The organism is Catenulispora sp. EB89, from assembly GCF_041261445.1.
Taxonomy (GTDB): Bacteria; Actinomycetota; Actinomycetes; order Streptomycetales; family Catenulisporaceae; genus Catenulispora.
The window spans coordinates 389406-405176 of sequence record NZ_JBGCCU010000002.1 but is presented as its reverse complement, the minus strand read 5'-3'; the positions used below and the strand labels follow the sequence as shown (position 1 = coordinate 405176).

The window sequence follows — 15771 nt, the reverse complement described above, 5'->3', positions numbered from 1 at the left end:
CGACGCGAAGGCGGCCCCCAGGAGCACCAGGCACCGGAAGCCGCCGCGATAAAGCCTCGCCGAGTGGCGACCTACTCCAGAACAGGCGCCGGCCCCGAAGGCGCCGCCGCCGGCTTCGGCCGCAGCGTCATCGAGATCAGGCACACCGCCAGCGCGATCCCCGCGCCGACCGTCAGGCCGGTGCCCAGACCGTGCGTGAAGTTGACCTTCGGGTTCGGGTCGTGGCTGCCCTTCATCGACGAGGTGAAGATGGTGACCAGCACCGCGATGCCCAGCGCGCCGCCGATCTGCTGGCAGGCCTGCATCAGCCCGGAGCCGGCGCCGGAGTCGCGCGGCGACAGCCCGTTCATGATGTTCAGCGCGATCGGGCTGAACGCGATGCCGCCGCCGAGGCCGAACATCAGGAACGGCACCAGCAGGCCGCTGACGAAGCCGGTGTGGATCGAGACCTGCGACAGCCAGAGCAGCGCGCCGGAGATCAGCGCGGTACCGAGGACGATCAGCGGACGCGGGCCGAAGCGGGGGAGCAGCCTGGGGATGAAGCGGGAGACCGCGAACAGGGTCGCGGTCAGCGGCAGGAATGCCAGGCCCGCGCGCATCGGCGAGTACGCCAGCACCTCCTGCATGAACTGCGGCATGAAGAAGAACATCGAGAACATCGCGCCGACCAGCAGCACATAGGAGCCGTAGCTCCGGGCCCTGGTGGAGTTCCGCAGCAGGCGCAGCGGGAACACCGGGAACTCGACGCGGGACTCGATGAACACGAACGCGGTCAGCAGCACCACCGCGGCGGCGAACACCCCGATGGTGGTTGCGTTGCTCCAGCCGTGCTCGGAGGCGTTGATGAACCCGTAGACCAGGCTGCCCATGCCGGTGACCGAGGTGATCGCGCCGAGGTAGTCGATCTTGCCCTGCACCCGTTGGGACTCGTTCAGCAACCGGGCCGCAGCGATCGCGGCGACCGCGCCGATCGGCACGTTGATGTACATGACCAGCCGCCACGAGCCCCAGGTGGTCAGCATGCCGCCGAGCAGCAGGCCGACCGAGCCGCCGGCGCTGGAGACCGCGGTGAACAGGCTCATCGCCTTCACGCGCGGCGCGCCCTCGGGGAAGGTGGTGATGATCAGGGCCAGCATGCTCGGTCCGGCCATCGCCGCACCCACGCCCTGCAACGCCCGGGAGGCCAGCAGCATGGTGGAGTCGACCGCGAGCCCGCCGATGAAGGAGGCCGCGGTGAACAGGATGACTCCGGACACGAACATCCGCCGCCGCCCGAAGATGTCGCCGGCGCGGCCGCCGAGCAGCAGCAGGCCGCCGAAGGCGAGCGTGTAGGCGTTCAGCACCCACGACAGGTTCGCGTCGGAGAACTTGAGCGAGGTCTGGATCTTCGGCAGGGCTATGTTGACGATGGTGGCGTCGAGGACCAGCATCAGCTGGCAGGTCACGATGGTCGCGAGGATGAGTCCCGGCTTGGGCTCGCGCTTTGGAACAACTTTCCCGGTGGAAGGTGTTGTGGATATGGACGCAGTAGACATGGTGTCCTTCACCTGACGGCGAGCATTTAAGCGGAGGCTAACTCCGTTTAGCGTAGAGTGCCGGTACGCGTGGCGGCAACTGGAATTCCGCGGGGCTCGGGGACGCCCTGCTCAACTAGGTGAAAGGTTGATGACACGGTGAGGGCTGACGCGCTCCGCAACCGCGAGCGCCTCGTCGAGGTCGCCCAGTCGGCGTTCGCGACCCACGGGATCGAGACGTCCCTGGAGGAGATCGCGCGCCAGGCGGGTGTGGGAATCGGGACACTCTACCGCCGGTTCCCCCGGCGCGAGGATCTCATCGCCGCCGTTCTGGCCGAGCGCTACCTGAAGCTCGCCGAATGCGCCCAGACCCTCGCCGAGCGCCGCGAGGACGCCGACGCGGCGGTCACCGAGTGGCTGACGCTGCTGATCGAGCACATGGCGATCTACCGCGGCCTGTCGCTGGCGGTGAAAGAGGCCATCCACGACCAGAGCACCGCGCTCGGGCAGACATGTAAAGAAATGATGGACGCCGGGACCCGGCTGCTGGAGCGCGGGCAGCAGGCCGACGCGTTCCGCTCGGACGTCACCTTCTGGGACGTGATGTCGCTGTGCTCCGGCATCGTCACGGCCGTGGAGCGGCGCGCCGAGAAGCCGGTCGACTCCGGCGTGCCGCCGGTGAACCCGTACCTGCTGCTCGATGTGGTGCTGCGGGGGCTGCGCAAGCAGGACGCTTAGGGGTTAATCCCGACAGTCGCCCTCGGAACGTCCCGGAAGGCCTGCCGTGCCCGAAGCAAGTGAATGAGCGGTGAACGCCAGACGAACTTCAGGTGACTAAGTTACGGTGAGGCATGCTCACCGAACCCCGGCACGCCGTCGTCCAGCACCGTGCGCAGGCCGCCGACGACCGCCCCCGAGTGTCCGTCCTGCGCTGGTCGGGAGTGGTGTCCCTGGGCGTCTTCGTCCTGCTGGCTATCATCGTCGCGACCAAGGCGTCCCGGGGCACGGACCAGTCGATCGACGACTCGCTGAACCGGTTCGCGCTGCGCGACTCCGGGGTTGCCGACTTCTTCAAGGCGGTCACCAACGCCGGCTCGCCGACCGTGACGCTGGGCCTCGGGATCCTCGTCGCGGTCGCGTTCTATGCGATGCGGATGCGGACCTCGGCATATTTCGCCGCCGCCTCGGTGGTCGGCGCCTACGCGATCGCCTACGTCGCCAAGAAGGGCGTCGACCGCCACCGCCCGGTCTGGGACGCCGCGCACACGATCTCCACAGAATCCGGCGCCTCGTTCCCCTCCGGGCACGCCACCGGCACCTCGGCCCTGGCCGCGGTGCTGATCCTGGCGGCGGTTCCGCTGCTGGCCGGCCTGGCTGCCCGCCGGGCCGTCGCGGCCGTGCTGGTGCTGTACGTGATGGTCATCGCCGTGTCGCGTCCGGTCCTCGGCGTCCACTTCCCGACCGACGTCCTGGCGGGGGCCGCGCTGGGCGCCGGCTGGACGCTCTTGTGCGCCTCCGTGCTGCGGCCTTGGAGGGACCGGCCGTCCGCTGGCTGACCCGCTTAGGAGAACAAGCCGTTCACGCGTGATACTAAGGGCGGACGAGCATAGGGTTTTGCAGCCCGCACCGCTGCGTCGCCCACCGCATCAACAGGAGGACCGGAGAAAGTGACTTACGTCATCGCCCTGCCCTGCGTGGACGTGAAGGACAAGGCCTGCATCGAGGAGTGCCCTGTCGATTGCATCTACGAGGGCGAGCGCATGCTCTACATCCACCCGGACGAGTGCGTCGACTGCGGCGCCTGCGAGCCGGTGTGCCCCGTCGAGGCGATCTTCTACGAGGACGACACCCCGGAGCAGTGGAAGGACTACTACAAGGCCAACGTGGAGTTCTTCGACGACCTCGGCTCCCCCGGTGGCGCCTCCAAGATGGGTCTGATCGAGAAGGACCACCCTCTGGTGTCCGCCCTGCCGCCGCAGGCCGAGGGCGAGAGCTGAGACCAGCTCTCCCGCCGGCGACATCCCGCTCCACCAGAGGAAATCCTTCACGATGCGGAAGCTCCCTGACTTCCCGTGGGACCGGCTCGCGCCCGCCAAGGCACGGGCCGGCCAACACCCGGACGGGATCGTCGACCTGTCCGTCGGCACGCCTGTCGACTCGGTGCCGGCCGTCGTCCAAGACGCGCTGCGCACCGGGTCCGACGCGCCCGGCTACCCGCTCACCCACGGCACCCCCGCCCTGCGCGAGGCGGCGGTCGGCTGGATGGCGCGCCGGCTCGGCGTGACCGGAACCGCCCCGGCGGCCGTGCTGCCGGTGATCGGCACCAAGGAACTGGTGGCCTGGCTCCCGACGCTGCTGGGCCTGGGCCCCGGCGACCAGGTGGCCATCCCGTCGGTGGCCTACCCGACCTACGACGTCGGCGCCCGGATCGCCGGCGCCGACACCCTCGTGGCCGCCCCGGAGGACGCTGCGGACCTGATCCGCGCGCGCCGCCCGAAACTCATCTGGCTCAACTCCCCGGCCAACCCGAACGGCCGGGTCGCCCCCGCCGCCGAGCTGCGCGCCGTGGTCGAGGCGGCCCGGGAGTCCGGGACCGTCGTGGCCTCCGACGAGTGCTACATCGAGCTGGCCTGGGAATCCGAGCCGGTCTCGCTGCTGCACCCGGACATCTGCGGCGGCAGCCACGCGGGCCTGCTGGCCGTGCACTCCCTGTCGAAGCGTTCGAACCTGGCCGGCTACCGCGCCGGCTTCGTCACCGGCGATCCCGCGCTCGTGGCCGATCTGCTGGAGGTGCGCAAGCACGCCGGCCTGATCATGCCGCAGCCGGTGCAGGACGCGATGACGGCCGCCCTGACCGACGACGTCCACGCCGCCGAGCAGAAGGAGCGTTACCGCAGGCGCCGCCAGGTGCTGCGCGAGGCGCTGGAGCGCGCGGGCTTCCGGATCGACCACTCCGAGGCCGGGCTGTACCTGTGGTCCACGCGCGACGAGGACTGCTGGAGCACCGTGGACTGGCTCTCCGAGCGCGGCATCCTGGTGGCTCCCGGGGACTTCTACGGCGAGGCCGGGGCGCGGCACGTGCGGGTCGCGCTGACCGCGACCGACGAGCGGGTCGCCGCCGCGGCCGCACGGCTCACCGTGGCGTGACGACCGGCTGACCGCCTCTTGAGCAGGCGAACATCACGACTTTCGTACTGTCGTACCAGACATAGTACGAACCCGCATATGCCTCAGTAGTCTGATCACCGGGCCCCACGGACGGGGCCCGGTTCGGTCTGTACTCGTGCACATCCGCCACCGAGGGGGAGTAATGCCAACTGAGGAGCCGGTTCCAACGGAGCAAGCAGTCAGACCTGTCATCTTCTGCGGTTTCAGCGCCATCATGCTGTTCGCCTACGGCGACGTGCTCCCGGCGAAGTCCGTGATCGTCGTCGAGGAGGGGGAGTACGCGCGCAAGCGCGACGCCCAGGCGTCCGTCAGCTGGTCGCCGCTGGTCCGCGAGATCATCGAGTGGGACCACGAGCAGCCGGGCAAGGCCGACGAGTTCTTCCTGGCGCACCGCGGCCTGGACCCGGTCGCGGTCGTCCCGGTCACCGAGGCCGGAGTCCTGTTCGCGGCCCGCCTGGCCGAGCGCTACGGCCTGCCCGGGTCCGGCTTCGGCGCGGCGCAGGCGCTGCGGGACAAGTACCGGCTGCGCGGGATCACCCGGGCCGCCGGGATACCGAACCCGGAGTCGGCCGTGGTGGCCGACGCCGCGCAGGCGCGGGCGTTCATGGCGGCCGGGACCGGCCCGATCGTGATCAAGCCGGGCGCCGGGCAGGGCTCGGTGGCCACGCTCGTGGTCCACGACCCCGCCGAGATCGACGGGGTCTGGCAGTCGCTGCGCGACGAGGACGACGCCTCGCTCGGGCCCAGCGCGCTCATGCTGGCCGAGCGGTTCGTGACCGGCGACGAGCTCAGCGTCGAGATGCTCGTGCAGGGCGGCGCGGGCGTGTTCGCCAACGTCACCGCCAAGCTGCTGTACCCCGGACCGCGGCCGGTGGAGAAGGGCCACGTGATCCCCGCGGACATCGCCCCGGAGCTGAGGGACCTGCTGGTCGAGCAGACCGAGCGGGTGGTCGAGGCGGTGGGCTTCGCCGACGGCATCGTGCACTGCGAGTGGATCGTCGACGACGGGGTCCCGTACCTGGTGGAGTGCGCCGGCCGGGGCGCCGGCGACGGGATCCTCGACATGATCCGGCAGGCCTACCCGGTCGACATCCTGCCCGCCTACATGGACATCCTGGCCGGCCGGACGATCTCGGTCGAACTGCCGGCCCAGGCCAAGCGCGCGGCGTCGATCCACTACAGCACGGCGCAGCCGGGCCTGGTCACCGAGATCCGCGGCCTGGACGCGGCCCGCGAGTCCGAGGGGGTCTTCTACGCCGACACCGTCGTGGAGGTCGGCGACCGGCTGAACGAGCTGCGCAGCTCCGGCGACCGGCCCGCCTTCGCCGCGGTGACCGCGGACACGCCGGCCGAGGCGCTGCGGCTGGCGATGGCGGCGGCGGAGCTGATCGAGGTCGTCACGCGGGTGGAGTGAGCGGCTGAGGCCGTCTTCTGACGTGCTCTCTTGGCGTCTGGCGTCTGGCGTCTGGCGTCTGGCGTCTGGGGCTTGGCGCCCGGCGTCCGGGCCGCGCGACATATGCGCGGTCCGGACGCCGACCATTGCGAGACTCTCAGGCGGTCGGCGGCTCTTTCTCGAAATACCGCATCGCCTGCTTGTAGTATCCGCGCGGGTTCGTGTCCAGATACCGGGCCCACGCGGGATCCCGCTCCCCGCGCATCCACGCGACCCGCGCCAGCGCGTAGCCGAACATCGGCTGGTTGATGTAGCCGAGCTGCTGCCGCTGCCAGCCGCCCCGGCCCTGGGAGAACGTGAAGGCGGCGTTGGCGGTGAAGATGCCGAGGCCGAAGAACACCGTGGCCAGGTCCGTCAGCGGCTCGTGGTCGCCCTCGGCGGAGCTGGACAGCCCCCGGTAGAGCAGCTTGTGGTGGCACAGTTCGTGGGCGGCGACCGCCACGACCCGGCGAGGGTCGGACGCGTTGTCCGTCCCGATCGCGATGACCCCGAGCCCCTCGCGAATGCTGTAGTGGCCGGCGACACTCTTGGACCCGACAACACCGCCGCCGGGGCCGGGCTGCACCGGAGGCCGGCCGTCGTACATGGCGACCGCGATCTCCGCCGGGTCGATGCGCAGGTGGGCGCGGACGAGGTCGACGACGCCGAGCACATCGTCCGGAGTGCCCCGATAACTCCCGGGGAAGAACGAAGGTGTGGGTGTGAGCACCTCCGCCTCCAACGCGGCGCGCCCGAACCGCTCGACGCACCAACCCAGCATCTTCTCGATCCACTGGCGCTCCCGGTCCTCGACCGGCGGGCGCGCCCCGAACAGCGGCATGCCCCGAGATTACCCGCCGGGCGTCCGCCCCTGGCGCGCCGGAGGCGGCGGTTTCCGGCGCCGGCGCCCCGGGTAGCCGCCCAACGGAGGAGAGGCCATGATCCGCACAGTCCGCACCCCGGACGGCCGCCGCCTGGCGGTCTCCCAGCGCGGAGACCCCCACGGGGCCCCGGTGATGCTGTTCCACGGCACCCCGGGCAGCAGACTCGGCCCCGTCCCGCGGCCGATGACCCTCCACGCGTCCGGAATCCGACTCCTGACCTTCGACCGCCCCGGCTTCGGCGACTCCGACCGGCAGCCCGGCCGCACCGTCGCCTCAGTCGCGGAGGACGCCCGCACAGTCGCTGACGCCCTGGACGTGGAACACTTCGCCGTCCTCGGCCGCTCCGGCGGCGGCCCCCACGCTCTGGCCTGCGCGGCCCTGCTCCCAGACCGCGTGACAAAGGCGGCGGCCATGGTCGCCCTAGCCCCCCGCGACGCAATGGGCACCGCCTGGTTCGCCGGCATGACACCGGGCAACGTCGAGGCCTACACCCAAGCCCTCACGAACCCCGAAGCCCTCCGCCGCGTCCTGGACGACCGCGCGGCCCGCATCCGCGCCGACCCCGCAAGCCTCCTGGCGAACATCGACGAAGGCCTCGAACCCGCGGACCGCGCGGTGATCCGCCAAGCGAACATCCGCCACGAACTCGTAGCGGCCTACGCAGCAGCGGTGTCCCACTCAGCCGACGGCTGGTACGACGACGCCCTGGCCCTCGCGGCACCATGGGGCTTCGACCCAGCGGACATCCGCGTCCCGGTCTACCTCTGGCACGGAGCCGAGGACCGCTTCTCCCCGGCAAGCCACACGCGCTGGCTGGGGGAGCGCATCCCCCGCGCGACGGTCGACCTGGAACCGCGCGCGTCGCACTTCAGCGCACTGCTGCGGATGCCGCAGGTGATCGTGTGGTCCGGCGCGCGGGTTTCGTGGGACGCGGCGGTGGCGCTTGGGGGGTAGCGCCCTGGCTTTCGGCCGCCGGCTGAGTGAGCTGCTGTTTTGGGGAACGGCTGCCTTAGCGAGTCGCCACGTGAGTGAGTCGCCACCTTGAGCAGCAGCGTTCGCTAGGGGGCACAGTGACAAGCCGGCGCGGTGCTGAGCCAGGGCTCTGCGCAGAGATGTGTTGGCGCCCGGCCACCTCAATAAGCCGCCGCCTCCAGATCCCGCCCCACCCGCGCCCCGCCTCGCACCCGCGTGCACACCGGGTGGCCTTCGCCGAGTGCGGCGCCGAGGCGGTCGAGGCAGCGGGCTGTCGTCATCTCGGCTTCGGCGGTGCGGCCTGTCGCGCGCAGTGTTGCCGCGTGGTTCGCCTCTGCGGTGAGTGTGTACACGTGTCCGTCGCCTAGGCGTTCGCGCGATCCCGCCAGGACTCGCTCCTCCAGTGACAGTGCTGCCGCGAGTTCTCCGTCGTCCGCCAGGCAGTTCGCGAGGTTGCCTGCTGCGGCGAGGGTGAAGGGGTGCGATGCGCCGAGTGCCGCGTCGAAGCCGGCCAGTGTGCGCTCGGCGTGGGTTCGGGCTCGTGCCACGTTGCCTGCCGCGCGTTCGTAGACCGCCAGGTTGTTCACCGCCACGAGTGTGTAGGGGTGGCGTTCGCCCAACTCCGCCTCGTAGAGGGCCAGGCAGTCCGTGCTGATCGCTACCGCCTCCGCGTCGCGGTCCTGTGCCGCGAGGTCTGCGGCGCGGTTCAGGGCGCAGGCCCGGGTGTCGGGGTGCCGTGCGCCGAAGCGTTGCAGGTAGCGCTCGTATGTTGCCTCCGTCAGCTCCTGCGCTTCCTCAAGACGCCCGCACTTGCGCAGCGCGACCGCCAGGCTCTTCGCCGTCCGGAGTGTCTCCGCGAAGTCGTCCCCCAAGACGTCGCGGTACGTCTCCAAAGTCGCGCGCAGCAGCTCCACCGCCTCCGCGAAGCGGCCGGCGTCGATCATGTCCCGCGCGAGGGATCCCGCCGAGCTCAGGGTGTACGGGTGTCCCGTCCCCAGGACATCGCGCCGCCGCGCGAACACCTCCCGGTCGATCTCGGCCGCTCTGGAGAAGTCCCCGACAAGTCGGTACGAGATCGCCAGGTTGTTCGCCGACGACAGCGCCTGTGGGAAGTCCACTCCGAAGTTCTCCGCGAACCGCGCATACGTCTGCTCATCCAGAGCCAACGCCTCGTCGAACCGCCCCAGCCCGCGCAGTGCTGCGGCGAGGCCGCCGGCGGTCATCAGGGTGTGCCGATGGTCGTTGCCCAACGCGGCAGCCTGCGCGCGCAGCACCTCTGCGTTGATCTCACGTGCCTCCTCAAAGCGCCCCATCGACCACAGGACGTTCGCCGTATGGAACCGCAGCGACAGCAGGTCCGGATCCTTGTCCGGCGGGCGGCCCCGCGAGACCCAGACCGCGGCCACCTCTTCGGCGAACGCTAAAGCCGCTCCCAACTCCCCGCGCTTCCAGAGGTACCGCACCCGGTCGATGAGCAGTTGCAGCGTCTCGCCCTCCGCGCACAGCCGCGCACGGCTCGGGCCCAAGTGCGCCCAGATCTGGTCGTAGCGCGGCCAGTTCTCGGGATCGTCCGTGTCCCCTGCGCGGGGCCGTGCGCCGACCAGCACACGGTGCACCTCATGGCACGCCTGTTCCTGCTCCTCCTCGCTCATCTGCGCGCGGATCACCGACTGCACCAAGCGGTGCACCTGGAGCGTGTTGGAGGCGGCGTCCACGCGGGCCAGCGCGAAACGCCCGACCTCGCGGACCACGCGGCCGATCATCATCCGGTCGCGCAGCGCCTCGTCGTAGGGGATCAGCGCCTGGATCATCTCGTCCGAGCGCAGCAAGGACATCGAGACCGGCTCCGGGGCCAGGAAAGAGCACAGCTGCAACAGCCGCACGGCGGCTGGCGAGCGGTCGCGCAGCGCCTCGAACGAGATCGTCCACGTCGTGGCCACCGGCACCGGGTAGTCGCCGGGCTGGTTCAGCGCCAGCACCGCCGATGCCTGCCGCTGGAGCTCTGCCAGGTACTCGCCGACCGGGGTGCCGGTCTCGGTGAGCCATGCCGCCGCCTGTTCCACGGCCAGCGGCAGGTCGCCCAGCGCGACGGCCAGGGCGCCGGCGTCCTCCATGGCCAGTCCCGGGACCCGGCGTCGCAGGTGCTCCACGCTCTCGGCGCGGGTGAACACCTCGACTTCCAGGGGCGCCGCCTCCTGTGCCCACGCCGGGTTCCGCGACGTGATCAGCACGTGCCCGTGCCGGCTCTCCGGCAGGTACGGCCGTACCGCCCCGGGTTCGTCGGCGTTGTCGTAGACCAGCAGCCAGCGGCGCACCGGATCCCCGCGCCGCAACGCCTCCAGGACGGCCGCCGCGGTCTCGGCGATGCCGCTGTCCGCACGCAGGCCGAGCCCCAGCGGCCGGGCCAGGCGGGCCAGTTCGGTGGGGATCAGCTCCGGCTGGTCCGCCGACAGCCACCACACCAGGTCGTAGTCGCCCTTGAACCGGTGCGCGTACTCCAGCGCGACCTGGGTCTTGCCGACGCCTCCCAGCCCGTGCAGCGCCTGCGGCGGCGCGGAACCGGCCGCCGAGCCGTGCAGCAGCCGGTCGCGGACGTGCTCCAGGACGTCGTCGCGCCCGGTGAAGGTGGCGTTGCGGCCGCGCAGGTTCCAGACGCGCGGATCGACGCCGGGGAAGCGCGGGCCGTGCGCGCGGGCGGAGGGCAGGGCGTCGGGAGAGCGTGCGCGCCACTGCGCATAAGCGTTCCGGTCCACGGCGCGCAGCAGCGTCTCCACAGCTTCCGGTTCGCTGAGCCGTGCCAAGTCGATCGGCGAGTTCGCCTGGTACTGCGCCGGCAGCCGGACGTCCGCCACGCGCACCGCGGTGACCCGTCGTGGCGACCGTCCCTCGGCCGACAGCGCGCTCGCGCCAAGGCGCCGTAAGTCGGCGTGCACCTCGGCAGAACGCAGATACGCATGCGACGCTATAGCGAGTATCTGTCGGTCCCCTTCAGGCTCTCCAGGTTCTTCTGCCGAGGACGCTGTGTCGGAGTTTGCTATAGCGATTCCCACTCCTACAAGATCCGCAGGAACCTCTACCTGCGCCAAGATCTCCCGGACCCAGTCGGCCCACATCCGGTCCTCGGCCACGTAGTGGATCAACGGACGGACCTTCGTGGTCTGCCGCCGAGTGAACCCCTCCAGAATCCGCTGCCTTCGGTTCTCCTCCATAGCGGGAAGGCCGGTGACCCGGCCCATAGTGATCTCAGCGGTCAGCCGCTCGAAGGCGGCCAGTAGCGAGGTCGGCAGGCCGGGAGTGTCGCCGAACACGGCAAGGGTCTCTTCGTACGCATAGAAGGGCCGGTAGGGGATTTCTACAGAGGCCCAGTACTGCGTCCGGCGCTCGTCGTCCATGCCGGCCGGGAACCCGCCGAACCGGGACGCCACCACCGCGCGCCCGGCGTCCGCCTTGGCCTTCTCCGCCTCATCCACACGCATCGGTACAGGCAGGATCCGTATAGGCCGGTCCAGACAGTGCTCCCGCACCCGGCGCGCCACACCGAGCGCCCCGTCGATGTTCTGGTCGCTGAGTGCGAAGCAGTCCACGAGGACGTCGGGCAGCTGAAGCGTGCAGATGTCGGCGATGTCCGACAGCCCCGTGCGGCTGTCGATGAGGATGTAGTCGTACGCCGCCTTCATCCCCTCGCGCATCGCCTGGAAGAACAGGCCGCCGCCCATCTCCTCGTAGAAGTCGTCCCAGCCGCGCGGCGCCATGGCCGAGGCGTAGTCGCGGTTCTGGCGCCCCGCCGGAAGGAAGTCCAGAGCCCCGTTGCCGGGGAACGGCCAGTCGATGCCCACCGTGTGCCGGGCCACCTCCGCGGCCTGCCGGTGCCAGTCCGTCGGCCGGTCCTCCCGGTGCTGGTGCACCTGCCACGCGTAGTCGACGATCAGGTCGATGACCCCGCCGGCGGACTGTAACGCCGAGGGCGGCAGGAACGGATGGTAGAAGCGGTGCAGCCCCGGCGAGTCCAGGTCCCAGTCCACGGCCAGCACCCGCCGGCCGTTCGCGGCCAGGACCCACGCCACGTTCGCCAGGGCCATGGTGCGGCCGGTGCCGCCCTTGTAGGAGTAGAAGGTGATGACGGTGCCGTCCGGGTCAGAGGACATCGGGCGCTTCTCCTTGTGGTCGCTCTGCGGTGGGCAGTGAGCGGAGACGTGGCGGCCGCGCGGAGGGTCCGTCCGGTGCGTGGGGTATCAGGTGGCGGACCAGTGCCGCCTTGGCGGCGGGATGCACCTCTCGGAAGTAGAAGTCGTCGAAGTCCGAGGACGCGATCTGGTGGGGCCGGCTGGCGAACCACTCGGTGAGTTTCGCCTGCACGGCGCGGACGTACGCGGCCACGGCCTCGTCCGCCGAGCCGCGCGGGCTCTCGGGACGATCGGGCACGGGAACAGGGAGCGGCGAGGGCTCACCGGGCGAGCCCGAGAGCGGGTCCGACAACGACTCTGAGAGCGGGTCCGTGAGTGCCTCCGTAAGCGGGGCGGCGAGCTTGTCCGCGATCGCCGGCCCGGCCGGTAACGCCAGCGGCCGCCGCCCCGGCAGCGACAGCGCCGTGCGGCCCCCGACCCGCCGCACCAACTCCCGCGCCGCGTCGAAGAGCCCCTCGGCGCTCTCGAAGCGCCCGCGCAGCCACGTGAAGTCCACCGGCTGCGCCGCCTGCGGCGAGCCGCTCAGCGCCACCCGCACGACCTCCCGCGCCAGCGCGTGGATCGCCAACTGGTACTCGTCCTTGAAGCGCGCCAGCCGGATCAGCTGAAGGAAGCCCAGGCGCGCGTAGGCCTCGCCGAGCGTGTGGTGGTCGAACTGGAGTGCCTGCGCGGCCGGCGGGAGGTCGGTGTCCGGCATCGGCAGCCACAGCACCGGGATGATCGCCTCGGGCCGGGTACCGGAGGTCAGCTCGTGCGCGCTCTGCCGGGCCTGGAACAGGTACCACTCGCTGGCGCAGCTAAGGGACGTGAAGTAGCGCGGCGTATAGAGCGGCACGAACACCCGGCACGCCGCCAGCGCCTCGGAGATCCGCCGCGGCCACTCCTGCCCGACCCGCAGCTCCCGGTCCATGAACCCGGGCCGGGCGTGCCGGGGGAGCGCGGTGAGCTCCGCGACCTCGAACGTCAGGTCGTCGAAGAACCGCAGCGTCCAGCGGTCCGGGTCCTCGGCGGTTCCGGACTTTTCCTCAGGGGCGCGGTGATGCCTGGCATAGCTGAGGAAGAAGACCGGGGCCGACCCGTGTTCGGCGCCTTTCGGCGCCCGACTCGGCACAGCCATCCGCCCCCCTGCAACCGGCGGGTCACCCCGTGACCTTCACTGTGTTCTCACACTGCGTCTCTTGAAGGATTGCGCGGGGTAATCGGTGGCGTCAACGTTGCGTATCGCGGTCAGACCTTGGACGTCCAGGCTTCCAACGTGGTTCGCAGCGCGTCCACGAACCGTAGGCCGAGAGGCGTCAGGGAACCGGAGCCGGCCAGTACATGCGTGGCGCGCAGAGTGTGCCCGAACCAGAGTGCGAACTCCGCCTCCGCGTGCGCGCGCTCCTCAGGGTCCGGCGCGGTGAACCGGCGAACCCGCCAGAAGTCGGTGACGCCGACATGCGCGTACGTCCCCTGCAGAAGTCCTTCCAACGGACGCGGGTCCTGCCGCCACGGAGCCTCGAACAGACGGGTGTCGTGCGGATCGTGCAAGTCCGCCATGTCCAGCACCGCGCCGAGCTTTGCGTGTTGGAACTCATGGATCATCAGGAGCGCCAATGCGGAGGCGGACGGATCGGCGGTACCCGTGCGCAGTACCGGCAGGCCCGCACCGATCGCTCCATAGGCCCGGCGCGCGGTGGAGCTGACGGCCCGCCCCGACAACGACGGCGCCAACGGCACGATCGTCGACAGCCCGGCGGCGATGCCCGGCGCGTAGGAGTGGTGGTCCCGCGCGAGGAGTTCCCACGCCGCAGGGACGGTGCGCGTCCACGCCGCCGCCGCACTGTCGGGCAGCCGCTGCGCGACCTCCCAGTGATGGCACCGGCGGAACGGGTCCGTGTCCTCTAAGGCGATACCTCCTCCAGAGAACACCGGAAGGGCCACACGCCGGACGCCCTGCCACCCCTGCAGAGCGAACACGTCGCACTCGCCGCCGGAGATCCGCAGCCGGACGGACCGGCCCGCGTCGGCGCCGACGACCAGGCGCCCGAGCGTGGGGAGGTACACGGCACCCCGCCGTACCGGCACCTCGACCTCCGCGTCGACACCGGCGCGGACGGCGGTCGCGGCGGCCAGCGCGGCCAGGTGCGCGAAGTCCTCGGGATCGGCCCGGCCGGATTGCGCGTCGTCGAGGCAGCGCAGAGCCCAGACCGACGTGTAGGGATGCCCGAGAACTTCGTGCAGCGCGTCCTTGTGGTCAGTGTCGAGGGCCGTCAGCGCGGCGACCGCGGCGTCCACGAGTTCCTGCCGGGCCCCGCTGGCGCCGTCCGCCGCGGCGAATACCTTGGCGAGCAGCAGTATGCGCAGTGAGCGCTGGAAGCGATTCAGGTGGGCGATCGCTTTGGCGTCGCCGTATCCGTGGGCCAGCTGATGCAGCACATCCGCCGGCAGCCCGAGGGCCCGCTGCGCGGGGACCCGCGCGACGACGGATGCCTGGGTCCGGGTCCTGATCCCCAAGATGAGTTCCTTGAGATCGCGACAGTAGACACTTGGGTTCTCAAAGGGATCGGCCTCTGGAGCGGTTTGCGAGGGAGCTCTATAGCGATGGGTGCGCAGTCCCCCTCCGCATACGGCGACCACAGGACACTGTCGGCAGGTCTCGCACAGATCCGCCAAGCCGTGGCGCCGTGCCTCGAAGCCCGGATGCGCGGAAGCCTCGTCGAAAGAGTGCTCGGCGACAGTGAAGCCGGTATCAGGCGCACCGTCATAGGCCGCCTTCAACGAGTCCGTCTGTTCCAGCGCCCCGTCCGTCTCCACGACCACAAGGTCGACCGGGCTCAGCCCCAGTGACTCGGTTCCGCTCGGCAGGCCACGGAATGCGTCCAGGACAGAGGTGAACGAACGGATCGGGAACGGACGGCCTTCGTCATCCCAGCGGTCGAACACCGCGAGCATCCAGTCCGCGTATTCGGCCCGACCGGTATCCGCTCTCAGCGGCTGATCGCTATGCGTGGCGTGCGGGAGAAGGAAATCGGCGCGCGGCGGAGCGGCATCACGTACCGCCTCATAGACGGCCACCGGATCGTTGCGGACGTCGATGGTGCACAGGACTCCGGCATAGATATCCGGGTAGTCGTCGCGCAATAGTGACACCGCGCGTAGTGCCTCCATATGACTGGACGCTCCGTTGACGAACCGCCGGTGCCGGTCGCTCGCCGCACGGTCGCCGTCCAGCGACACTCCGACGCGGACGCGGTGCTCACGGAACAGCTCGCAGTATTCGCCGGTGAGCCGAACCCCATTGGTGTGGACACGCAGATCCACCGCACAGCCCGCGCTCTCGATGACCTCGCGCAGCGTCCTCAGCGCCTCCCGCATGCGTGCCGGCCCCAAGAGCAGCGGCTCTCCGCCGTGCAGGACCAAGGCGACAGCGGGAAGCCGATGCGCGGCTGCGTGCTCAGCGATCCGCTCGGCGGTGCGGCGCACGGTCTGTTCGGACATGAACCGCGGTTTGTGACGCCACGAGGTGTCGGCGGCCTCGTACACGTAACAGTGGTCACAAGCCAGGTCGCATCGGCTCGCCACCTTCAGGACGAACTCCCGGAACGCGGGCGCGGACGTCATGGCACCGCCCTTCC

11 protein-coding genes are annotated in these 15771 nt (G+C 70.5%); 6 read left to right on the top strand and 5 right to left on the bottom strand.

Annotated features, from left to right (window positions below):
• Positions 1–71: 71 nt before the first annotated feature.
• Positions 72–1445: an MFS transporter gene (locus tag ABH920_RS05345; RefSeq protein ID WP_370347392.1), complete on the bottom strand. Its 1374-nt coding sequence runs from the start codon at positions 1443–1445 to the stop codon at positions 72–74.
• Between the two features lie 228 nt (positions 1446–1673).
• Between ABH920_RS05345 and ABH920_RS05340 the strand changes: the two genes are divergently transcribed.
• The 5 genes from ABH920_RS05340 to ABH920_RS05320 all read left to right on the top strand — a co-directional run bounded on the left by ABH920_RS05340 (position 1674) and on the right by ABH920_RS05320 (position 6096).
• Positions 1674–2252: a TetR/AcrR family transcriptional regulator gene (locus ABH920_RS05340; protein WP_370347390.1), complete on the top strand. Its 579-nt coding sequence runs from the start codon at positions 1674–1676 to the stop codon at positions 2250–2252.
• 113 nt (positions 2253–2365) lie between these two features.
• On the top strand, positions 2366–3070 hold the full coding sequence (locus ABH920_RS05335; RefSeq protein WP_370347388.1) for a phosphatase PAP2 family protein: 705 nt from the start codon (positions 2366–2368) through the stop codon (positions 3068–3070).
• 111 nt (positions 3071–3181) lie between these two features.
• Positions 3182–3511, top strand: coding sequence for a ferredoxin (fdxA, locus tag ABH920_RS05330; RefSeq protein ID WP_194913919.1), 330 nt, complete (start codon positions 3182–3184; stop codon positions 3509–3511).
• 52 nt (positions 3512–3563) lie between these two features.
• Complete coding sequence (dapC, locus tag ABH920_RS05325) at positions 3564–4661, top strand: succinyldiaminopimelate transaminase (protein WP_370347385.1); 1098 nt, start codon at positions 3564–3566, stop codon at positions 4659–4661.
• 235 nt (positions 4662–4896) lie between these two features.
• Positions 4897–6096: an ATP-grasp domain-containing protein gene (locus ABH920_RS05320; protein ID WP_370347383.1), complete on the top strand. Its 1200-nt coding sequence runs from the start codon at positions 4897–4899 to the stop codon at positions 6094–6096.
• Between the two features lie 136 nt (positions 6097–6232).
• On the opposite strand, the gene ABH920_RS05315 is transcribed toward ABH920_RS05320, so the two are convergent.
• Positions 6233–6955, bottom strand: a complete 723-nt coding sequence (locus tag ABH920_RS05315; RefSeq protein ID WP_370347381.1) for a hypothetical protein — start codon at positions 6953–6955, stop codon at positions 6233–6235.
• A gap of 97 nt (positions 6956–7052) precedes the next feature.
• Here ABH920_RS05315 and ABH920_RS05310 point away from each other — a divergent pair, with 97 nt between their 5' ends.
• Positions 7053–7952, top strand: coding sequence for an alpha/beta fold hydrolase (locus ABH920_RS05310; RefSeq protein WP_370347379.1), 900 nt, complete (start codon positions 7053–7055; stop codon positions 7950–7952).
• 179 nt (positions 7953–8131) lie between these two features.
• On the opposite strand, the gene fxsT is transcribed toward ABH920_RS05310, so the two are convergent.
• The 3 genes from fxsT to ABH920_RS05295 all read right to left on the bottom strand — a co-directional run bounded on the left by fxsT (position 8132) and on the right by ABH920_RS05295 (position 15757).
• Entirely contained in the window at positions 8132–12115 is a 3984-nt protein-coding gene (gene fxsT / locus ABH920_RS05305; protein ID WP_370347377.1) for an FxSxx-COOH system tetratricopeptide repeat protein, read from the bottom strand.
• Entirely contained in the window at positions 12105–13271 is a 1167-nt protein-coding gene (locus tag ABH920_RS05300) for a TIR-like protein FxsC (protein WP_370347375.1), read from the bottom strand. The genes fxsT and ABH920_RS05300 overlap by 11 nt, the downstream gene beginning before the upstream one ends.
• A gap of 110 nt (positions 13272–13381) precedes the next feature.
• On the bottom strand, positions 13382–15757 hold the full coding sequence (locus tag ABH920_RS05295) for an FxsB family cyclophane-forming radical SAM/SPASM peptide maturase (RefSeq protein WP_370347373.1): 2376 nt from the start codon (positions 15755–15757) through the stop codon (positions 13382–13384).
• Between the last annotated feature and the right edge of the window lie 14 nt (positions 15758–15771).

Bases quoted from the DNA above. Each gene is read 5' to 3' on its own strand.
- ABH920_RS05335 (WP_370347388.1), top strand. From the start codon at position 2,366: ATGCTCACCGAACCCCGGCACGCCGTCGTCCAGCACCGTGCGCAGGCC.
- dapC (WP_370347385.1), top strand. From the start codon at position 3,564: ATGCGGAAGCTCCCTGACTTCCCGTGGGACCGGCTCGCGCCCGCCAAG.
- ABH920_RS05320 (WP_370347383.1), top strand. From the start codon at position 4,897: ATGCTGTTCGCCTACGGCGACGTGCTCCCGGCGAAGTCCGTGATCGTC.
- ABH920_RS05315 (WP_370347381.1), bottom strand. From the start codon at position 6,955: ATGCCGCTGTTCGGGGCGCGCCCGCCGGTCGAGGACCGGGAGCGCCAG.
- ABH920_RS05310 (WP_370347379.1), top strand. From the start codon at position 7,053: ATGATCCGCACAGTCCGCACCCCGGACGGCCGCCGCCTGGCGGTCTCC.
- fxsT (WP_370347377.1), bottom strand. From the start codon at position 12,115: ATGTCCTCTGACCCGGACGGCACCGTCATCACCTTCTACTCCTACAAG.
- ABH920_RS05300 (WP_370347375.1), bottom strand. From the start codon at position 13,271: ATGGCTGTGCCGAGTCGGGCGCCGAAAGGCGCCGAACACGGGTCGGCC.
- ABH920_RS05295 (WP_370347373.1), bottom strand. From the start codon at position 15,757: ATGACGTCCGCGCCCGCGTTCCGGGAGTTCGTCCTGAAGGTGGCGAGC.